The following is a 19,411-nucleotide window of genomic DNA, read 5'->3' as shown; positions in this document are numbered from 1 at the left end:
GAAATATGTTTTACACCTGCATGCCTTTCATGGCCGCAGAGGCCATTTCATGATTCAAAACAGGCCGTCCGGCATTCCCGGACGGCCTGTTTTGAATTGCAATGCGGCCCGTTTTGCACGGCCGTTTTGCCCTTGTTGCCAAGTTGCTGTGTGTCAGTGGGTTGGCCGTTTGCCGGCGAGGGCATCGCAATAGCGAAATCATTTTACACCAATATCTATTGTATTAGCCCGGCGTCACTGCTGTTGCCTGTTCCGGCACAGCGCCCTCATCACCTCGGCAATGGTGGCGGCATGTTGCAATCCGTTGCCCGTGGTTATTGCATATCCCCCCTCGGCCACCTCGACCTCTGGCGTTGCGCCGCAGGGGTCGGCCGGTTCGATGCCGTTGCGCCGCAGGGCCTTGCACAGCATGTCGTAGCGCCTGTCGCGCAGTCCGCCCACGGTGGTGGCCGTGGTAGTGGCGTGGTTCATCACAAACAGGCCCGTGGCCGTGTCAAACACTGTGTCGCCATGGCCGAAGAAAGCCTCCAGCCGTCCGTCGAGAGCCAGGTCTTCGGGTGCCCCCGTGGCCAGTTTGCCGCCGTTGTCCATTAGCCACAGCGTGTCGGCCGCCTGCAGGGCGAGGTCGAGGTCGTGTGTCGACATAAACACAATCTTTCCCGTATCGTGGCTTATTTGGCGCAGCAGCCGCATCACCTCGGCCTTGCTCGTGAAGTCGAGGAAGGCCGTTGGCTCGTCGAGCAGCATCACGGGCGTCTGTTGCGCCAGCGCCTTGGCTATCATGGCCTTCTGCCTTTCGCCGTCGCTCAGGCTGGCCACCCTGCGCCGCGCCAGCTCCCCTATGCCCACGGTGGCCATGGCCCGGTAGGCCACGCGGCGGTCGTCGTCGGAGCACCGCCCCCAGAAGCCGGTGTAAGGCGAGCGTCCCAGTGCCACGAGCTCGGCCACGGTCATGTTTCCCGTGTCGGGTTTTTCGGTGAGGACTATGCTCACCGTGCGCGCCATCTTGGCCGCAGAGTATTCAGACATGTCCTTGCCGTCGATGCTCACCGCCCCCGACAGCTTGGGCAGAAACCCCGCCATGGTGCGCAGCAGCGTCGACTTGCCGGCCCCGTTGCGGCCCAGCAGGCATGTCAGTTCGCCTCCGCGCACGGTGGCGCTCATCCTGTGGCCTATGGTCTTTGCCCCGTTGCGGGTCTTGTATCCTATGCTCAGGTCGGCTATCTCTATGGTGTGCACTGTTGTTGTCATGCCTGCAAAGGTAAGCAATGTTGGTTTCAGGCGGGCTGCAAGTACGGTTAAAAGGAGTTAACACACCTGTGCGGGGCCTTTGCCGCGCCAAGGCCTCCGGCTGGGGCGGTTGCCCTGGTTGCGTGGCGGGCCTGCCCCGGGCCTCATTGTTGGGGGCTGCTGCCGGGTTGGCATACAAACGTGGTAACCGACCGCGGCGCAAGTTCCGTGCTGCCATGGGTGGTGCCTATGGGCGCAAGGCTCTCGGCCGAGATGTCCGACGTGCGGTACATGGCCCACGATGCAGCCTTCCGGCCGTCCAGGGCTATGCCGAACGGCTTGGCGGTGTCGGCGTAGTTGATGGCCACCACCACCCAGCTGCCGTCGGTGTTGCGGTATGCCGAGCACATCACCCCGTAGGCGTCGGTGTCGCCCCCGGCCACCACCGAGCCGTCGGCAGCCGTGGCGCAGATGTCGTGGCGCACAGCCCCGGGGCGCACAAAGCGGCTGAAGTTGCCGATGGCCCACATCAGCTTGGAGTCGGCCGCCCATCCCGTGGCCATGCCGTCGCTGCCGTACAGGCGTATCAGTCCGTCGCGGTAGTCGCCTCCGGCGGCCCTCCACCACGACCAGCTGCAGGCGTTGCCGTAAACCATGTCGTGGTGGATGACGCGCGCCACGTAAAGGGCCGTCTTCATGCTGAAGTCATATCCGCCCCCACCGCCAATCTCAACGTCGTTCGACATGATGCACAGCTCCGTCTGCCAGTAGTCAACCCCGAGCCTGCGGGCGGCGTCGCGCAGCCGCATCCTTATGTTGCGCATGGTGTCTGTGGGCGTGTTTGTCCAATAGCTGTGGCCTGCTATCACCGGCAGCACGCTGCGGCAGCGGCCCACGTAAGTGTCGGTGCTGTCTTTGGAGAACAGCGCCCGCAGCTCATTGGCCCTCTGCCAGTCGGTCATGTGGGTGCCCAGCAGGCACCGCAGGTCGCTGCTTTCGTTGACAAGTATCTTGGTCTGCAGCCCGGCCTTGCCCAGGCGGTTGTCAAGGCAGCGCACCACCCGGGCCACCTCGCGGTTGGTTGCCGGCGTGCCTTCCTGCTTGGGGCCGAGCCAGTTCCAGTGTCCGTCGGGCTCGTTCAGCGGCGATATGTAGTCGACGGTCACGCTGTCGTATCGCTCAAGGCCCTCGATGGCCGTGGTGACGAACGCGGCAAAGTCGTCGTAACGGTCGCTGCCGAGGTTCAGTGTGCCGCCCCTGCCGGTGTTGGTGGCCAGCTTGTTCTGTGTGAGATATACCGGCGGCGAGTTGAGGAAGGCCAGAATATGCGGCACGCCGCGCTCGCGTGCCAGCCTCAGGAAGTGGCGTTCGGCCTGTTGCTTGGCCGGGTTGAACTTGCCGTCGGGCCCTACCATGCACTCGGTGCGCGTCGACGGCTGTATCATCGAGGCCTCGCCCTGCTCTTCGCTGCCCGCCCCAATGTTGAATCTCCAAAGGCTCAGCCCTATGCCCTTGGGCTTTCCGGCCTCGTCGCAGTCGGTCGAGAAGAGCCAGTCGGCCACCTTCCTCTGCTCAGCCTCGGGCCACCGGCCCACATACTTCATGCTCCATGCGTCGGAAGCGCCGAAGTGCAGCACCGTCTGCCGGGGCTTGTCGGTTTGTATTGTGTAGGTGGCCACGCTGCCGCCGGCAGCGCTTGGCATGGCGGCAAGCAAGGCAAGTGCCGCTGCTGTGATGGTTTTTGTTGTCATTTATGGTTTGTTTTAAGTTTTGTCGTCGGTGTCTATCCATGGCCGTGATTGCACGTCGGCAGCAGGCATCGGTATTCGTCTGCCGCCGCCACGTCCACTCCGGCTGTGGCGCGGGGCGTAGTGAGGCCGGTCCATTCATCCATTCAACGCCGCATTTCCGGCTACGCAAAGGTAAGTATTGTTGCCGTTAGTGCGGGGAGACGGGTGGTTAAAAGGAGTTAACCCGGGAGATTCGTTGCACTATCGCTCCCATGCGGGCCAACGGCCATTGGCCGATGGTTCCGTTGCAGCTTAGTTTTAAGGTGAAAGCGACGTGTTTGCGGCGGATATATACAGCATATTTTTCGTAACTTTGCCGATGGTATATAACAATGTTTTATCATGGGTGGATTGACAAGCCGAGTGGCGGCGGCGGTGGTTGCGCTGCTTTTGGCCCAGCCGTTGCAGGCCGGCGGCGGTGGCGGTTGGGAAGAGTGGCTCGACGACATAGCGGCGTTTGACGACTGGTCGGCCGGCGACAGGGAGCAGGCCTACGACATGCTGTGCGACCTTGAGGCCCATCCCCTTAACATCAACGCCGCCACCCGCGACGAGCTGGGGCGCTTGCCGTTTCTCACCGAGGCCCAGGTGAGCGACATTCAGGAGCACATCTACCGCCACGGAGCCATCAGGACGATGGGCGAGCTGCAGCTCATAGAGAGCCTGGACTATGCCCGCCGGCGACTGCTGCAGTGCTTTGCCTACGCCGGCGAGCCCCTGCGGCCGCCCCGGCCCACGGCCGAGTCGCTGCTCAGGGGCGCCCACGGCGACGTGACGGCCATGGTGAGCGTGCCCATGTACGACCGCCGCGGCGACCGCAACGGCTACCTCGGCTATAAGTACAGGCACTGGCTGCGCTTCGGCGTCAGTTCGGCAGGCAGGCTGAGGGCCGGCTTTGCGGCGTCGCAGGATGCGGGCGAGCCCTTCTTCTCGGGCAGCAACAGCATGGGCTACGACTTCTATTCATTTTTCATAGAGGCCCGTCGGCTGGGGCCCGTGGAGCGTATCGTGGTGGGCCGCTATACGGTTTCGTTCGGCATGGGACTGGTGGCCAACACCGGTTTCAGCCTCGGCAAGCTCTCGGCGCTGGCCACCATGGGGCGCGCCCCGGCCGGAATACGGGCCACGGCGTCGCGTTCGGAGGCCTCATACCTGCAGGGGGCGGCCGTGACGCTGAGGCTGTCGGACGCCGTGAGCATGAGTGTGTTTGCCTCATACCGCGCCCACGACGCCACGCTCAACGCCGACGACGGCACCGTGGCCACCATCGTTACGTCGGGATACCACCGCACCAAGGCAGAGATGGAGAAGAAAAACAACACCCACTCGGCAGCGGCGGGCATAGACGCGCGCTTTGCCAAGGCCGGTTTCCACGCCGGGCTGACTGCCGTCTACACCCGCTACGACCGCGACCTGCGCCCCGACACGGCCACGCTCTACCGCCGCCACTATGCCTCGGGCAACGACTTTGCCAACATCGGGGCCAACTACGGCTATGAGTCTCGTGCGTTCAGCGTGGGCGGCGAGACGGCTGTCGACCGGCGTGGGCGCGTGGCCGCCATCCACCGGATTGGCGCCCGGCTGTCGGAGGCAGTGAGCCTGGTGGCAGTCCACAGGTTTTATTCATATCGATACACGTCGGTCTATGCCAACAGCTTCAGCGAAGGGGGGCGCGTGCAGAACGAGAGTGGCATATACGCCGGAGCTGAATGGCGGCCGGTAGCGCGGCTCAGGCTCGCGGCATACGCCGACCATGCCCGCTTTGCGTGGCCCCGCTACCGCGTGTCGTGGCCGTCGGCCGCCACCGACGCCATGCTGTCGGCTGCATACGACGCCGGCAGCTGGACCCTCGGCGCGCGCTATCGGCTGCGCCTGCGCAAGCAAGACAACAGCCAAAAGACGGGCCTTGAGAGCCGGACGGTGCACACGGCGCGCGTGGCCCTGGACATTGGCGTTGACGGAAAGTGGTCGGGGCGCACGCAGGCCGACATGTCGCTGGCGGGCCACGGCAGCCTTGACCGCGGACTGATGGTGAGCCAGGGCGTGGGCTTGAGGCACGGGTGGCTGCAGGCCGACGCCTTTGTGGCCTACTTCAACACCGACAGTTACGACAGCCGGCTGTATGTCTACGAGCGCGGCATGGCTTACAGCTTCTACATGCCGGCCTACCATGGCCACGGCATGCGCGGCTCGCTGATGGCCCGTGCCGACGTGGGCAAGAGGCTGATGGTGGCGGCCAAGGTGGGCATGACGGCCTATTTCGACCGCGACACCATAGGCAGCGGCTACAGGCAGGTGGACGGCAGCACGATGGTAGACATCGACCTGCAGGCCCGGTGGAGCTTCTGAGCGTTGTGGCCCGTGCAGTTTCTTTTTATTACAAAATGGTGGATGAATTTACCATAGTCACGTTTCGCCCGGCAATGCGGGCCGTTTCATGCGGCCGTATGGCCCGTTCGGCATTGCCGTTCGGCCCGTTTGGCGCGGCGAAATGGCCGTTGGCGCAACGTGCTGTCAGCCAAATGGTTGGCGGGAATGGCAACCGCGGTAGCATATCTTTACAAAAGCGAGGCCGTTTGACGGCAGTAAATGCAATCGTGGCTGTGCCGTTGGAATACGGCACAGCCACGATTCAACATATAGTCCGGGCCCACGTGTGGGCCGTGCCTCTACAGGCTCTGCATGTCGTTGAGCTTCTTGTAGTATCCTCCGGCGGCGAGAAGCTCTTCGTGGGTGCCCCGTTCCACAATCTCGCCCTCATGAATCACGTATATCTCGTCGGCGCTCTTGATGGTCGACAGGCGGTGGGCAATGGCCACGGTTGTACGCGTCTTCATGAGCTTCTCGAGCGCATCCTGCACCAGCCGCTCGCTTTCGGTGTCGAGGGCCGACGTGGCCTCGTCGAGTATCAGTATGGGCGGGTTCTTCAGTATGGCCCTCGCTATGCTCACGCGCTGCCGCTGCCCGCCCGACAGCCGGCTGCCACGGTCGCCGATGTTGGTGTCGAAGCCATGCTCCGATTCCGTTATGAAGTCGTAGGCATTGGCTATCCGGGCCGCCTCGTCAATCTGCTGCTGCGTCGCCCCGGCCACCCCGAAGGCTATGTTGTTGCGGAACGTGTCGTTGAAGAGTATGGCCTCCTGGTTCACGTTGCCTATGAGCTGCCTCAGGTCGTGTATGCCCAGGTCTTTGACATTGACCCCGTCGATGAGCACCTCGCCCTCCTGCACGTCGTAGTAGCGCGGTATGAGGTCGACAAGAGTAGACTTCCCGCCGCCGCTCTGGCCCACCAGGGCTATCGTCTTGCCCTTCTCTATGGTGAGGTTGATGTGTCGCAGCACCCACTTGGTGTCGTATTTGAACGACACATCGCGGAATTCTATCTTGTGGCGGAACTCGCTGATGCGCACCGGGTGGTCGCTTTCGCGTATCGGGTTCTCGGCCTTGAGTATCTTGTTGATGCGCTCCATCGATGCCAGGCCCTTCGGAATGTTGTACCCCGCCTTTGAGAACTCCTTCAAAGGGTTGATGATGCTGTACAGTATAACGAGGTAATAGATGAACGTCGGGCCCGACAGCGTTGAGTTGTTGAGCACGAGAATGCCCCCGAACCACAGCACTATCACAATCATGACCGTGCCCAGGAACTCGCTCATGGGGTGGGCCAGCTGCTGCCGTTTGTTCACTCTCATCACGCTGTTGCGCTGCCGGTCGTTGACGTCGGCAAAGCGCTCGTTCATCTTTTCCTCCGCGCAGAAGGCCTTGATGATGCGCAGTCCGCCCAGCGTTTCCTCCACCTGGCTCATCGTGTCGCTCCATAGTGCCTGCGCCTCCTTGGAGTTCTGCTTCAGCTTGCGGCCCACGTTGCCCATCACCCAGCCCATGAGCGGCACTATGGCGAGCGTGAACAGCGTCAGCTGCCAGCTTATGAAGATGAGCGTCGAGAAGTATGCTATGATGAGGATTGGGTTTTTGAAGAGCATGTCGAGCGACGACATGATGGAGCTTTCCACTTCGTTGACGTCGCCGGTCATGCGGGCTATGATGTCGCCCTTGCGCTCGCCTGAGAAGAATCCGAGCGGCAGCGACGTTATCTTTCTGTAGAGCAGGTTGCGTATGTCGCGCACAACGCCCGTGCGCATGGGTATGATGGCGGCCGACGAGAGGAAGTAGCACCCCGTCTTGAGGAAGGTGGCGAAAGCCAGGAACAGCCCTATGCATAGCAGGGTGGTGCTCGGCCCGATGTCGGCAATCATCCGGTTGACGTAGAAGTTCATGTTGTTCATCAGCACATCCTTCACGTTGGCGTCGCCGAATGCCATGAGCGACGTTGCGCTCTTGGCCTCGCCGGTCTTGAACAGAATCTGCAATATGGGTATGAGTGCCGCAAACGAGAAGATGTTGAGCACCGCCGAGAGAATGTTGAACACTATCGACTGCACCAGGTACTTCTTGTATGGCGGTATGAAGCGGCGCATTATCAGCAGGAATTCCTTCATGATTTGCTTATGGTTGGGGTTGTCCGGACGTGTCCGGGGTTATGTCTTGTAGTTGCTTTTGCAGGCGGCGGCCCGACCCAACGGGCCGCCGCAAGTGTTGTTCAGCCCTCGGCCTCTTCGCCGAAGAGCGTGGCGCTGGTGCTGCCGGTGATGCGCACGCGCACAGTCTGGCCCACGTGGTGGTTGCCCTTTGGCAGCACCACCACCTTGTTTTGCTCCGTACGGCCGAACAGTTGCTCGCGCGAGCGCTTGCTGAAGCCCTCGATGAGCACGTCGAACTCGCGTCCCTCGTCGCGCCGGTTGGCCTCGGCCGATATCTCGGTCTGCAGTTCGATGAGCTCGTTGAGGCGCCGTATCTTCACCTCTTCGGGCACGTCGTCGGGCAGGTGCTTCGATGCGTAGGTGCCGGGGCGCTCGCTGTACTTGAACATGAAGGCCGAGTCGTAGCCCACCAGGCGCATCAGGTCGAGCGACATGCGGTGGTCTTCTTCGGTCTCGCTGTGGTATCCCACGAAGATATCGGTCGAGAGGCCGCAGTCGGGGACTATGCGGCGTATCGCCTCCACCCGGTCGAGGTACCATTCGCGGGTGTACTTGCGGTTCATCAGCTTCAGTATGCGGTTGCTTCCGCTCTGCACGGGCAGGTGGATGTGGCGGCACACGTTGGGCATCTCGGCTATCACTCGCAGCGTCTCGTCGCTCATGTCCTTGGGATGCGACGTGGTGAAGCGCACCCTCATGCCCGGGGCGGCCTCGGCCACGGCCCTGAGCAGGTCGGGGAAGCTCACGGCCTTGCCTCCCTCGGGGCTGCCGTCGGCAGGTGTTTCATACCTGTACGAGTTGACGTTCTGGCCGAGCAGCGTCACCTCTTTGTATCCTCGGGCCTGCAGGTCGTGCACCTCGCCGATGATGCTCCTCAGGTCTCGGCTTCTCTCGCGGCCCCTGGTGTATGGCACTATGCAGTAGTGGCAGAAGTTGTTGCAGCCCCTCATGATGCTCACGAAGCCCCCCACGCGCGCCGTGTGCAGCCTTTGGGGCACCACGTCGCGGTAAGTCTCGGTGGTGGAGAGGTCTATGTTGATGGCCTTGTGGCCTGTCTCGGCCTGTGCTATGAGGTCGGGCAGCGACATGTAGGCGTCGGGGCCGGCCACGAGGTCGGCGTGGTGGTTTTGCAGCAGGTCTTCCCTGACGCGCTCGGCCATGCAGCCCAGCACGCCTATTATCATCTTGTGGCCCTTGCGCCGCTCGGCGTTGAGCGTGTCGAGGCGGCCGTATATCTTCTGCTCGGCGTTGTCGCGTACGGAGCAAGTGTTGAGGAACACGGCGTCGGCGTCGTCAATCCGCTCGCAGACTTCGTAGCCGGCCATCTGCATGACGGCGGCCACCACCTCCGAGTCGGCCACGTTCATCTGGCAACCGTAGGTCTCTATAAACAGTTTTTTCATCGTTTCTTTATCGTTACGGCGGCAAAGTTACAGTAAAATAAGTAGCTATCAAAATAAAAGGCGCATAAAAAAAGCGATGCGGGTTGCACCATCCGTAAATGCGATACGCGCTGTTTGGCAGAAAATGACTAACTTTGCAAAGGCCAAGCGGCGCGATGGCGGGGCATGGCCGGCGGCCCCCGCGGCTGTTGCCCCGGGCCAGGCAGTGGGCGATGGGCGCGCTCGGTGGCGTGCGGAGTGGCTAACTACGCACGGCGGCAAGGCATAACTTAACCAACAGACAGCATATATGGACTACAATTTTGACGAGCTTATCCCCCGCAGGGGAACCAATTCTTACAAGTGGGACTCGGCACCCGGCGGCGACGTGATACCGATGTGGGTGGCCGACATGGACTTCCGCACGGCTCCGCCCGTGGTCGACGCGCTGCGGCGCAGGGTGGAGCACGGTGTGTTTGGCTACGTGAAAGTGCCCGAGGCTTACTACGACGCCGTGGCCGGATGGTTCGGGCGGCGCCATGTCTGGCGCATAGAGCGCGAATGGATACTGTACACCTCGGGCGTGGTGCCTGCCGTGTCGGTGGTGGTCAAGGCCCTGTGCGAGCCGGGCGACAAGGTGATTTTGCAGACGCCGGTGTACAACTGCTTTTTCTCTTCGGTGCGCAACAACGGGTGCGAGGTGCTGGAAAACCCGCTCATGAACAACGGCGGGCGCTACACCATGGACTACGACGACCTGGAGCGCAAGGCTGCCGACCCGAAGGCCCGGCTGCTGGTGCTCTGCAACCCCCACAACCCAGTGGGCCGGGTGTGGACGGCCGAAGAGCTGGAACGCCTGAACGACATCTGCCTGCGCCACGGGGTGAGGGTGCTGTCGGACGAGATTCACTGTGAGCTGGTGTACCAAGGCCATCGCTACACGCCGTTTGCAGCCGTATCCGATGCCTGCCTCGGCAATGCCATAGTGGCCAACTCGCCGTCGAAGTCGTTCAACACGGCCGGGCTGCAGATAGCCAACATCATATCCAGCGATGCCGAGACGCGGGCCAGGATAGACCGGGCCATCAACATCAACGAGGTTTGCGACGTCAACCCCTTCGGTGTCGAGGGCCTCATGGCGGCCTACAACGAGGGCGAGGGGTGGCTCGACGCCCTGTGCGACTATCTTTGGGGCAACTACACCGAGCTGTGCCGGTTTTTCGCCGACAGGCTGCCGCGGCTGCGCGTGACCCCGCTCGAGGGCACATACCTGGTGTGGGTAGACTGCCGCAGCCTTGGCATGACGTCCGACGAACTGACCGACAGGCTGGCCGCCGAGGCCCGCGTGATGGTGAACAGCGGCACCATGTATGGCTCGCCGGGCGAAGGCTTCATACGCATCAACATAGCCTGCCCGCGCAGCCGAATGATGGAGGGCCTCGGCCGCATAGCCTCTGTGCTGGGCTGACGCACGCAAATGTCGGCCGATGTTGCATGATGGCATAACGCTCTGTAAGGCAGGGTTTTGCAGAACGTGCCGTTTGGCTTTGCAAAACGGCACGTATTGAACCACAAAACGGCCCATACGGCATCCCCGTATGGGCCGTTTGGCAATGGCGCGCCACAGGTGGCGGCCCCCGCCATGGGCATGGCCGGCCCGCCACGGGCCCCGCGCCAATCAAATAAATATCACGTTTTCTTTTGCTCTTTAAGCTAATTGCACTAACTTTGCACGAGATTAGGCACGGCCGGAAATATGACAGCAGGTTAAAATTGCCGCCGCTTGCGCAATCTTTGCATACGACTACACATACTCATACTACAGACAATATTATGGCTCAAGGTCAGGTTCAGGTTCAGAAACAGGAACAGGCGCTAAAGCAGACGCAGGCCATCACGCAGCAGCAGATGCTGCAGTCGCACCTCGTCGAGCTGCCGATAAACCAGCTGCTGGAGCGCATCAACACCGAAATGGATGACAACCCTGCGCTCGAAGCCGAGCCGCAGCCCGACGCCGACGCTGCCATCGACGGGCGCGCCGACGACGGGGGCGACACCGATGCTGCCGACGACGACTACGCAGCGCAGCACGAGAGAGAGGAAAGGCAGTCGGCCCTCGACGAGGCGCTGGCCGGGATAGGCCGCGACGACGAAGACCTGCCCGTGTACCACGGCGGGGCGTCGACGGCCGAAGAGCGCGAGGAGATGGTATACGGCGACACCGTGTCGTTCTACGACGAGCTGAAGGAGCAGATGGGCGAGACAGACCTCACCGACCGTCAGCGCACAATCATGGAGTACCTGATAGGCTCGCTCGACGACGACGGGCTGCTGCGGAAGTCGACAGACAGCATCGTCGACGAGCTGGCCATATACCACGGCACCGAGACCACGCCCGCCGAGGTGGACAGCGTGCTGGCCCGGCTGCAGGAGTTCGACCCCCCCGGCATAGGCGCCCGCAGCCTGCAGGAGTGCCTCATGCTGCAGATAGAGCGGCGCGACGACTCGCGGCTCAAGAGCCTCATGCGCGAAGTGGTGAGCCGCCACTTCGACGAGTTCACCAAGAAACACTGGGACAAGATACAGTCGTCGCTCTCGCTGACCGACCTGCAGGCCGAGACGCTCATCCGCGAGCTGCGCAAGCTCAACCCCAAGCCGGGGGCGTCGATGGGCGAGACCATTGGCCGCAGCGTGCAGCAGATTACCCCCGACTTCATAGTAGACACGCAAGACGACGGCACGGTGACATTCACGCTCAACACGGGCGACGTTCCCGAGCTGCGCGTGTCGCAGTCGTTTGTCGACACCATGCGCCAATACCAAGACAACAAGGGCTCGATGAGCCGGCAGATGAAGGAGGCGCTGCTGTACACAAAGAAGAAGGTTGACGCCGCACAGGGCTTCATCGAGGCCGTGAAGGTGCGCCGGCGCACGCTCACGCTGACCATGCAGGCCATCATCAACTGGCAGCACCGCTTCTTTGAAGATGGCGACGAGGCATCGCTCCGACCCATGATACTCAAGGACATTGCCGAGAAGACAGGGCTGGACATATCCACCGTGTCGCGCGTCACGGGCAGCAAGTATGCCCAGACGCGCTGGGGCACGTTCCCGCTGCGCCATTTCTTCAGCGATAGCTTTGTCACCGAGAGCGGCGAGGAACTGTCGACGAGGCGCATAAAGGCCGCCCTGCGCGACATTGTCGATGCCGAAGACAAGCGCCGCCCGCTCAGCGACGACGCCCTGAAAGACGAGCTGGCAAGCCGCGGATACCCCATAGCGCGCCGCACAGTGGCCAAATACCGCGAGCAGCTCGGTATACCCATAGCACGACTACGCAAATGAAACACCGCAACCTGATTATTGCCGCAAGGGTGATAAGCCTTGTCTTCACACCTTTCTACCTGCCGGTGGTGGGCCTCACGGCCCTCTTCGTGTTCAGCTACCTGAGCCTGCTGCCATTCAGATACAAGGCGGCGGTGGTGGGGCTGGCCTATCTCTTCACCGTGCTCGCCCCGACCCTGCTCATCCACGCATACAGGCGGTACAACGGCTGGACGCCCGTGGAGCTCGGGCGCAAGGAGCGCCGCATGGTGCCATACGTCATTTCGATAGCCTGTTACTTCGCCTGCGTCTACCTGATGGAGCGTATGCACATACCAAGGTTCATGGGCGGCATACTCATAGCGGCCCTGCTGATACAGATAACGTGCGCCGTCATCAACGCATGGTGGAAGATAAGCACCCACACGGCGGCCATAGGGGGCGTGGCGGGGGCGCTCTTCGCCTTTGCCGACATATTCGGCTTCAACCCCGTGGGCTGGCTCTGCGGCGTGTTCATGCTCGCCGGGCTGCTCGGCACGAGCCGGATGATACTCAGGCAGCACACGCTCGCACAGGTGGTGGCGGGCTTTTGGGTGGGCTTTGCCTGCGCCGTGGTGGGCATACTCTTTGTATAACGAACTTAAACAACATAGCATGGAACCATTAGTAAGCATCATCATGGGCAGCACGAGCGACCTGCCCGTAATGGAGAAAGCCTGCAAGCTGCTCGACGAGATGCAGGTGCCGTTTGAGGTCAACGCCCTTTCGGCCCACCGCACTCCCGACGCCGTGGAGGCATTTGCGCGCGGAGCGAAAGGCCGCGGCATCAAAGTGATAATAGCAGGGGCAGGCATGGCCGCCGCGCTGCCGGGCGTAATAGCCGCCTCGACCACGCTGCCGGTCATCGGGGTGCCCATCAAGGGCATGCTCGACGGGCTCGACGCAATGCTCAGCATCATCCAGATGCCACCGGGAATACCCGTTGCCACCGTAGGCGTAAACGGAGCGCAGAACGCCGCAATACTGGCCGTCGAGATGCTGTCGCTGGCCGATGCCGGCCTGGCCGGGCGCCTTGAGGCATACAAGAGTGGCCTGAAGGCCAAGATTGAGAAGGCCAACAAGGAACTGGCCGAGGTGAAATACCAATACAAGGTGAACTGAAGCACCCCCGGGCCAAGCATGCCCTGCTGCCGTGGCAAGGGGCTCGCTTGGCTTTGTCGCGGGGCAAACCTCATTTTAAAATGCACACAATGACAGACTTGTTCAACTACCGCAGGCGGCAGACCACCGCCGTGAGCATAGGCAACACGCCCCTGGGCGGCGAATGGCCCATACGCATTCAGTCGATGACCACCACACCGACTACCGACACCGAGGCCTCTGTGGCACAGGCAAAGCGCATAGCCGACGCCGGGGGCGAGTACGTCAGGCTGACCACACAGGGCGTGAAGGAGGCCGAGAACCTGCGCAACATCAACGCCGCGCTGAGGGCAGAAGGATACGAGGTGCCCCTCGTGGCCGACGTGCACTTCAACCCCAAGGTGGCCGAGGTGGCCGCGCTGTATGCCGAGAAGGTGCGCATCAACCCCGGAAACTACGTCGACCCGGCCCGCACGTTCAAGAAACTGGAGTACACCGACGCCGAGTATGCCGCCGAGTTGCGCAAGATTGAAGAGCGGTTTGTGCCCCTGCTCGACATATGCAGGCAGAACCACACAGCCCTGCGCATAGGGGTGAACCACGGTTCGCTGTCCGACCGCATCATGTCGCGCTACGGCGACACGCCCGAAGGCATAGTTGAGAGCTGCATGGAGTTTCTGCGCATCTGCCGGCGCGAGCGCTTCGACGACGTTGTAATATCCATCAAGGCCAGCAACACTGTGGTGATGGTGCGCTCGGTGCGCCTGCTCGTGGGCGCGATGGAGGCCGAGGGCATGGCCTATCCGCTGCACCTGGGCGTCACCGAGGCCGGCGAGGGCGAAGACGGCCGCATAAAGAGCGCCGTGGGAATAGGCGCGCTGCTGGCCGACGGCATTGGCGACACCGTGCGCGTGTCGCTCAGCGAGGAGCCCGAAGCCGAGATACCTGTGGCCCGCCACCTTGTTGACTATGTGACGGCCCGCGCCGGCCACGCCCCCATACCGGCCGAAGAGGCCCCCGGATTCAACTGGGTGAGCCCCGCCCGGCGGCATACAAGGCGCGTGGGGCGCGTGGGCGGCGACGCCGTCCCGGTGGTTGTCGGCAGCCTTATCGGCGGCAAGGCACCGTCTGACGCTGACTTTGTTTACATAGGCGACGGCTCGGCATGGGCCGGCGAGGCCGACTGGACTGTGGACGGGCGCACCGGCGGCGGTGCAGTTGACCCATTGCCGGGCGCCGACCCCGCAGTGGCCGCAAGGCGTAAAGGCCCGGCCCTGCTTGCCGACTTCAACGTTTGGGCCGACCTCAGCGCCGCCCATCCCGAGGCAGAGATATACCCCGTGTTCCCGCATACGGCCCTGCCGTTTGTGGGCATGGCCGACGCTGCGGTGAAGTTTATCGTGTTGCAGTATGGCGTTGCGGCCGAAGAGTATCTGGCTTGCCTCAAAGCCCACCCCGAGGCGGTGGTGGTTTGCGTGGCAAACAACGCCAACAGGCTCGGTTCGCAGCGTGCGCTGGTGCACGAGATGATGGCTGCCGGGGTGGAAAACCCCGTGGTATTCTGCCAGATGTACCGCCACGGGGCCGACGGCAAGGGCGACTTCCAGATAGAGGCTGCCGCCGACATGGGTGCACTCATGATGGATGGGCTGTGCGACGGCGTCTGGCTGATGAACGACGGCAGCCTGCCCCAGGCCGACATCGAGGCCACGGCGTTCGGCATACTGCAGGCCGCGCGCCTGCGGATGACCAAGACCGAGTACATCAGCTGCCCCGGATGCGGCCGCACGCTCTACGACCTGCGCTCTACGATAGCGCGCATCAAGGAGGCCACGGCGTCGATGACGGGGCTTAAGATAGGCATCATGGGGTGCATAGTCAACGGCCCCGGCGAGATGGCCGATGCCGACTACGGTTACGTTGGCGCCGGGCGCGGCAAGATATCGCTATACCGCCGCAAGGAGTGCGTGGCCAAGAACATACCCGAGGAGGAGGCTGTTGAGAGGCTGCTTGCCCTCATCGAGGCCGACCGCCGGGCCTCGGCGCAGTGACGGCCACGGCCCGTGGCCATGCCATGCCGGTGGCATGGCGGGCGCCCGTGGCTGCAACTATTTTTTACAACGGGCAGCCCCGCCGTATTGAAGCGGTGCCGCCATCATGCCATGGTTTCATTGGCATGTGGCCCGGGCCATTGTTTCATTTTATTTTCATATCCGGTATGAGCGGGTTTGTGTCAATCAGCTGCAGGTCTTTCACCATGTCGAGCGTTCCCTGCTTGTATTTTATGAAGTGAGGGGTTTTCAGGTGGCTCTCGTAAGCGTCGCGGTCGGCATATATCTCAAGTATGGCAATCTTGTTGGGGGCATCCTTTTCGGCCATGGCATAGAGCGTTAGCACGCCCGGTTCGACGGCCACCGACGTCTCTATTTCCTCTTTCAGCATGGCGTTGTACTCGTCTATGCGTGCCGGGTCGACCACAATCTTCGACAGTCTCACCAGTTTGGCCCCTGCTGCGGCAGTCTTTGTGTATTCCTGCCTTATGGTTTTCAGTGCCTTGATGGCCGCCGGAAACCCTATGTAGGGCAGGCATTGCACTATGGCCGCGGCTACTGTTTCGGGCGAGTTGCCGGCCTTTATGTTTCCGTGGTAATGTGATTGCAGCTGGCTGTCGGCCCCAATGGCAGCGAGTATGCAGTAGCCGAGCAGTTCGCGGGTGCCTATGTCGAGCGCCCCACGGGTGTAGATGTCGCCGAAGAAATAGTCGGTGAGCATCCGAGCCACGTCGTCGCCCAAGCCGGCCGGCACCCCCTCCATCACGGCCGATATGCCTCCGCTGTACAGACTGTCCTGTATGGCCGCTCCGCGAGCGTGGCGTGTGCCTTCGGTCACGCTGGCCTGGTTTTTCAGCGGCAGGCTTATGCCTCTCTTTGCGAACACCTCGTTGACCGTGGCCACGGCGTTGAGCGTCTTTGGGAAGCCGATGAACGGTGCCGTCAGGTAGATGGCTTCGCGCAGCTCCTCGGGCGTTGCCCCGACGTTGAGCGCCGCTCCCGCGTGGGCCGTGAGCTGCGGCAGGGTTTGCATTGAGGCCAGCGTGACGCATGTTATCAGTTCGCGCTGCTTCATGGTAAGGTTGCCGGTGGCAAACACATCGCCGAAGATGAACTTCTGAAGTATGTCCATCATCTCCGGGTCGGTGCCCTTGCCGGTCAGCGCTTCGCCACCGAACAGCATGCGGTAGTTGTGACGGCACAGTTCGGTGCGGTCGGTTTTGTTTTCATCCACATGGTCGTTTGTTGCCTGCGCATGGCCATTCGCGCCTGCCGCGAGCGCGATGGTGATGGAAAGTATTGTTTTTTTCATAATTAAAATTGTTGATTTTTGGAGTTATAAGTAGTCATAAGTAGTTACATGGAGTTAGAAGACGTATGTTCAGATTTGTCTTTCCTTAATTAAAATTGTTGATTTTTGGAGTTATAAGTAGTCATAAGTAGTTACATGGAGTTAGAAGACATTGCTCATGTAAGTATTAACTATAACATAAACTCTGTACATACGTCTTCTAACTCCATGTAACTACTTATGAATACTTATAACTTCTGTCCATTAATTAGCATTTCATTCACACCCTCTTTCCCAGTTCATAGGCCTGGGCGGCATACTTGGTATTCTTCACCGAGCCCGCCGTCCAGACGCCGGCAGCCACCACTTCGCCCACGTTTTGCCATCCGAGGTAGTCGGCCAGCGTGCGGAAGTGGGTGAGCATAGGCTCGGCCTCCTTTTCCGAAGTGTCGGCGTAGGTCATCATGAAAGCCGTTTTCTTGGGGTTGCCCTTTATCCTTCCGTTGATGGCATAGAAGCGGTCGACCACCCGTTTTATCTGTGCCGACATGCCGAAGTAATACATCGGCGTGGCAAACACCACCATGTCGGCGTCGATGATGCGCTGCCTCACCGTCTCAAAGTCGTCGTCAATCACGCATGGGCCGTCCATGCCGCATGCGTTGCAGGCCCTGCACGGCTGCACGTTGTGCATGGCGCAGTCAAAGCGGAACACGTTGTGCCCCTTCTCCCTTGCCCCCTTGATAAACTGTTCGGCCAGGTAGGCCGAGTTGCCGTTGCGCCTGGGGCTACCTGTAAGTACTACAATGTCCATAGCTTTGTTGTTTTTTGTGTTTTCGTTGCTCTCGCCGTTGCCTATTGCCCCGGCCAGCCCTCCGCCCAGGGCCACGCTTCCGGCCGCCATGAGCGCTTTTTTCAAGAAATCGCGTCGTTCCATGTTAATCAGTCGTTTCATTGTCGTGAAGTCTTCCTGTGGCCTCGTCCAAGGCCGGCGTCAGTCGATGGCCACCTTCACCGTGGTGGCGTTGTCGCCCAGCACCATCCTCACGGCATACACCCCCGGTGCCAGCCGGCTTATGTCGGCCGTCGTTTCGTCGGTTGACAGCACAAGCCTTCCGGCGGCGTCGTAGATGCTCAGCCTGTCGACAGGGCCGCCAACGCTCATGGTGGTTCCGTCGACCGTCAGCGAGGGCTCTGCCGCTGTCCCGGCCACAGATATGCCCGAGGTGCTGCCTATGCCCGTCTGCGCTATCCATTCGGCGTTGAGGGCGTGGCAGTTGTCCGTCTGCGACGACCTTATCCACAGGCTGGGGCTTACGAACACACCGTCGGGCACAAGCCTTCGGGCGTCGGCCTCCACCCCGCTTATGCTGCTGCTGGCGCTCGACACCACCAGCGCCATTCGCTTGCCGGCCATCCGGCTGCCGTTGGCGAAGAGGAAAGTCTGCATCGGTGCGGCCATGTTGCTCCACCACAGCGGCGTGGCCACCACAATGTCGTCGTAGGCGCTGAAGTCTACGCTGACCGGGTCGATGGCCGGATACGAGTCGGGGTCGTCGGGATTGGCCCTGATGGCAGATATCAGGGCGCTGCCTATGGCATATCCGTTGGCGGCGTAGTCGAGCCCCTTCTCGGCCGGTTCAATCCTCAGCAGGTCGGCGTCAGGCAGCTGCGACTGCATGTCGGTGGCTATGGCATGTGTGTTGTTGGTGAAGCTGTAGTAAACGATGAGCGTCTTGGCTTCGGCTGCCGCCATCAGCAAGAGCATGGCGGCAAGAGTCATTGCAATCCTTTTCATGTTGTATGCGTGTACGTTGCGTTATGTTTCAGTTGTCGCCATCTGTTTCGCGGGCATACTCCCTGCCCGGAAGCGTACACCTGCATATCACGTCGCCCGTGCGCAGGTAGGAGTATCCTGGCATGTCGAAGAGCACCGGTTTCAGCCTGTTGTAGTCGGGTTTCCCCATGTCGTCGGTCACATTTTCGTCGGCAATGGTTTGCGTCACCCTGCAGATGAAGTTGTCGAACGTGTCGGTTTCATAATCGCTGGTCACCTCGCACTCCATCACCAGCGGGCTCTCGTCGATCACGGGCGTGCCCCCCGGTCCGGTGTGGTGGGCAAACACCCCCTGCTTGTCGGTCTTCGCCCCGCTCACACACCCCACGTAGTCGGCCCTGCGGAGCATGCCCTTGTCGACCATGTTTACCGACAGCCTTCGGCTGTCTTTCACCATTTGGTTGGTGTGGCGGGCCTTGTGCATGCTCACCATCAGCCTGTCGTGGCCAATGATGCCCACGTGGGCCACCATGAGCCAGTTGACCTTGCCATTCGATTCGACCCCCACCACAGTTGCCGGCATGGGGTATAGCGCCAGCAGCGGTCCCAAGTCTTTCTTCATATCCGTATTGTTTTTTAGTAGGTTGCTTTACGGTTGCAAAGTTATAACTATCCGGCCTTGGTGCTTGTACCCAAGTTACTGCGATTATGAACATTTTGACTGATTGTGCGGATGGCTCTCCCTGACTGTCGTCCCGGTCAACATGCCGGACAGGCTGTGCTGCAGGGCGTTTGCAATACGGCCCGTATGGCAACGCCATACGGGCCGTATCGGGCGCCGGAACAGGCCGTTTCGCAATGCAAGACGATAGCTCTTGCAGATGG

The 19,411-nt window shown here is 61.3% G+C and carries 13 protein-coding genes and 1 pseudogene; 6 read left to right on the top strand and 8 right to left on the bottom strand.

The genetic code is table 11. The annotated features are described in order from the left end of the window. Positions 1-234 precede the first annotated feature (234 nt). Positions 235-1,251 (bottom strand): ABC transporter ATP-binding protein, encoded by a 1,017-nt coding sequence (locus tag H6B30_RS00680; RefSeq protein WP_205106889.1) that lies wholly within the window; start codon positions 1,249-1,251, stop codon positions 235-237. Between the two features lie 143 nt (positions 1,252-1,394). Further along, on the bottom strand, positions 1,395-2,981 hold the full coding sequence (locus H6B30_RS00675; protein WP_205106887.1) for a glycoside hydrolase: 1,587 nt from the start codon (positions 2,979-2,981) through the stop codon (positions 1,395-1,397). Between the two features lie 381 nt (positions 2,982-3,362). Between H6B30_RS00675 and H6B30_RS00670 the strand changes: the two genes are divergently transcribed. After that, positions 3,363-5,369: a helix-hairpin-helix domain-containing protein gene (locus H6B30_RS00670; protein ID WP_205106885.1), complete on the top strand. Its 2,007-nt coding sequence runs from the start codon at positions 3,363-3,365 to the stop codon at positions 5,367-5,369. 320 nt (positions 5,370-5,689) lie between these two features. On the opposite strand, the gene H6B30_RS00665 is transcribed toward H6B30_RS00670, so the two are convergent. Both H6B30_RS00665 and miaB read right to left on the bottom strand, forming a co-directional pair. Continuing rightward, positions 5,690-7,519 carry an ABC transporter ATP-binding protein gene (locus tag H6B30_RS00665; protein WP_205106883.1) on the bottom strand — a complete coding sequence of 610 codons (1,830 nt, stop codon included), beginning with the start codon at positions 7,517-7,519 and terminating at the stop codon, positions 5,690-5,692. 101 nt (positions 7,520-7,620) lie between these two features. Then, positions 7,621-8,964 (bottom strand): tRNA (N6-isopentenyl adenosine(37)-C2)-methylthiotransferase MiaB, encoded by a 1,344-nt coding sequence (gene miaB / locus H6B30_RS00660; RefSeq protein ID WP_205106881.1) that lies wholly within the window; start codon positions 8,962-8,964, stop codon positions 7,621-7,623. Positions 8,965-9,253: 289 nt separating this feature from the next. On the opposite strand from miaB, the gene H6B30_RS00655 reads away from it, so the two are divergent. The 5 genes from H6B30_RS00655 to H6B30_RS00635 all read left to right on the top strand — a co-directional run bounded on the left by H6B30_RS00655 (position 9,254) and on the right by H6B30_RS00635 (position 15,458). Beyond that, on the top strand, positions 9,254-10,411 hold the full coding sequence (locus H6B30_RS00655) for a MalY/PatB family protein (protein ID WP_205106879.1): 1,158 nt from the start codon (positions 9,254-9,256) through the stop codon (positions 10,409-10,411). A gap of 365 nt (positions 10,412-10,776) precedes the next feature. After that, the gene (gene rpoN / locus H6B30_RS00650) at positions 10,777-12,288 is read left to right on the top strand and encodes an RNA polymerase factor sigma-54 (protein ID WP_205106877.1); all 1,512 of its coding nucleotides are present in this window, start codon (positions 10,777-10,779) and stop codon (positions 12,286-12,288) included. After that, positions 12,285-12,902, top strand: coding sequence for a phosphatase PAP2 family protein (locus H6B30_RS00645; RefSeq protein WP_205106875.1), 618 nt, complete (start codon positions 12,285-12,287; stop codon positions 12,900-12,902). Before rpoN ends, H6B30_RS00645 begins: the two co-directional genes overlap by 4 nt. A gap of 19 nt (positions 12,903-12,921) precedes the next feature. Then, on the top strand, positions 12,922-13,428 hold the full coding sequence (gene purE / locus H6B30_RS00640; RefSeq protein ID WP_205106873.1) for a 5-(carboxyamino)imidazole ribonucleotide mutase: 507 nt from the start codon (positions 12,922-12,924) through the stop codon (positions 13,426-13,428). Between the two features lie 89 nt (positions 13,429-13,517). Next, positions 13,518-15,458 (top strand): 4-hydroxy-3-methylbut-2-en-1-yl diphosphate synthase, encoded by a 1,941-nt coding sequence (locus tag H6B30_RS00635; RefSeq protein WP_205106871.1) that lies wholly within the window; start codon positions 13,518-13,520, stop codon positions 15,456-15,458. A 145-nt stretch (positions 15,459-15,603) separates the two neighbouring features. Here H6B30_RS00635 and H6B30_RS00630 read toward each other — a convergent pair whose 3' ends face one another. The 4 genes and pseudogenes from H6B30_RS00630 to H6B30_RS00615 all read right to left on the bottom strand — a co-directional run. Further along, on the bottom strand, positions 15,604-16,770 hold the full coding sequence (locus H6B30_RS00630) for a carboxymuconolactone decarboxylase family protein (RefSeq protein ID WP_205106869.1): 1,167 nt from the start codon (positions 16,768-16,770) through the stop codon (positions 15,604-15,606). Between the two features lie 259 nt (positions 16,771-17,029). After that, the gene (locus tag H6B30_RS00625; RefSeq protein WP_205106867.1) at positions 17,030-17,704 is read right to left on the bottom strand and encodes a flavodoxin family protein; all 675 of its coding nucleotides are present in this window, start codon (positions 17,702-17,704) and stop codon (positions 17,030-17,032) included. A 39-nt stretch (positions 17,705-17,743) separates the two neighbouring features. Further along, positions 17,744-18,547, bottom strand: coding sequence for a flavodoxin (locus H6B30_RS00620; protein ID WP_205106865.1), 804 nt, complete (start codon positions 18,545-18,547; stop codon positions 17,744-17,746). Between the two features lie 61 nt (positions 18,548-18,608). Further along, positions 18,609-19,148 (bottom strand): annotated as a pseudogene (locus H6B30_RS00615) (flavin reductase family protein); the annotation flags it as partial. Positions 19,149-19,411 lie beyond the last annotated feature (263 nt).

This window comes from Marseilla massiliensis (assembly GCF_016899955.1).
GTDB classification, from domain to species: Bacteria; Bacteroidota; Bacteroidia; order Bacteroidales; family Bacteroidaceae; genus Prevotella; species Prevotella intestinigallinarum.
The sequence above is the reverse complement of the archived record's forward strand: the minus strand, read 5'-3'. Positions and strand labels throughout refer to the sequence as shown.

Bases quoted from the DNA above. Each gene is read 5' to 3' on its own strand.
- H6B30_RS00665 (WP_205106883.1), bottom strand. From the start codon at position 7,519: ATGAAGGAATTCCTGCTGATAATGCGCCGCTTCATACCGCCATACAAG.
- H6B30_RS00645 (WP_205106875.1), top strand. From the start codon at position 12,285: ATGAAACACCGCAACCTGATTATTGCCGCAAGGGTGATAAGCCTTGTC.
- H6B30_RS00625 (WP_205106867.1), bottom strand. From the start codon at position 17,704: ATGAAACGACTGATTAACATGGAACGACGCGATTTCTTGAAAAAAGCG.
- miaB (WP_205106881.1), bottom strand. From the start codon at position 8,964: ATGAAAAAACTGTTTATAGAGACCTACGGTTGCCAGATGAACGTGGCC.
- H6B30_RS00630 (WP_205106869.1), bottom strand. From the start codon at position 16,770: ATGAAAAAAACAATACTTTCCATCACCATCGCGCTCGCGGCAGGCGCG.
- purE (WP_205106873.1), top strand. From the start codon at position 12,922: ATGGAACCATTAGTAAGCATCATCATGGGCAGCACGAGCGACCTGCCC.
- rpoN (WP_205106877.1), top strand. From the start codon at position 10,777: ATGGCTCAAGGTCAGGTTCAGGTTCAGAAACAGGAACAGGCGCTAAAG.
- H6B30_RS00620 (WP_205106865.1), bottom strand. From the start codon at position 18,547: ATGAAAAGGATTGCAATGACTCTTGCCGCCATGCTCTTGCTGATGGCG.
- H6B30_RS00635 (WP_205106871.1), top strand. From the start codon at position 13,518: ATGACAGACTTGTTCAACTACCGCAGGCGGCAGACCACCGCCGTGAGC.
- H6B30_RS00655 (WP_205106879.1), top strand. From the start codon at position 9,254: ATGGACTACAATTTTGACGAGCTTATCCCCCGCAGGGGAACCAATTCT.
- H6B30_RS00675 (WP_205106887.1), bottom strand. From the start codon at position 2,981: ATGACAACAAAAACCATCACAGCAGCGGCACTTGCCTTGCTTGCCGCC.
- H6B30_RS00670 (WP_205106885.1), top strand. From the start codon at position 3,363: ATGGGTGGATTGACAAGCCGAGTGGCGGCGGCGGTGGTTGCGCTGCTT.
- H6B30_RS00680 (WP_205106889.1), bottom strand. From the start codon at position 1,251: ATGACAACAACAGTGCACACCATAGAGATAGCCGACCTGAGCATAGGA.